The sequence below is a fragment of the Streptomyces megasporus genome (genome assembly GCF_000718985.1).
Lineage (GTDB): Bacteria > Actinomycetota > Actinomycetes > Streptomycetales > Streptomycetaceae > Streptomyces > Streptomyces megasporus.
Map to the genome: position 1 here is coordinate 1 of NZ_JODL01000076.1, position 760 is coordinate 760.

The 760-nt window shown below is 71.6% G+C and carries 1 protein-coding gene; it reads left to right on the top strand.

Annotated features, from left to right (window positions below):
* Positions 1–443: 443 nt before the first annotated feature.
* Positions 444–760, top strand: a 317-nt coding sequence (locus IF47_RS0126710; RefSeq protein WP_031511594.1) for a VOC family protein, incomplete at its 3' end; no start/stop codon positions are given.

Sequence of the window (760 nt, forward strand, 5' to 3'; positions counted from 1 at the left end):
ACTCACACGCCGTCGCCACTCACGGCTGCCCCCTCCGCAGCGTGCCGCCAGTTCGTCGTCCGGCATTCGACAGCCGATGGGCGAACGCGGCATGTACGGTCGTGTACTCCGCGTAGCCGCCGTCGGCGTACCAGTCCGTGTACTCGGACCCGGGACAGAGGTTCTCCGCGCCGCGTGCGCAGTACGCGCGGTCGCCGTCCGTGCGGCGCAGCCAGGCCACACCGACCGGCACCGGTTTCTCTACCAGTCGGAGAGACCCCTCCTCGACCGGACCCGGCTGCTCCCCGACCACGCGCGCATCGCCCCGTCCGTCATACCGCTCCCCGTCCTGCCGAGGGCCCCCGCCCGGTCTGCGGCGGACCGCCCGTTCGGCGCGCGGGCCGACCCGAGGGTGACTAGCGTGAGGAAACGGACCATCCACCCATCCGGAGAGGGCCGCAGCCATGGCCGTGCAACCTGAAGGAGCCCCTTGCTGGGCCGACGCGACGTTCAGTGACCTCGAAGGGGCCAAGAACTTCTACGGAGACGTCCTCGGCTGGACCTTCGCCCAGGCGTCGGCGGAGTACGGCGACTACACCCAGGCCTATGCGGACGGCAAGGCGGTCGCCGCCGTCGTCCCGCCCATGCCCGGCCAGCCGGAGGCTCCGTCGCAGTGGTGCCTGTACTTCGCCGCCCGGGACACCGACGCCACGGCCGCCCGGATCCGCGACAACGGCGGCGAGGTGCTGATGGAGCCGATGCAGGTCGGTGACTTCGGCAC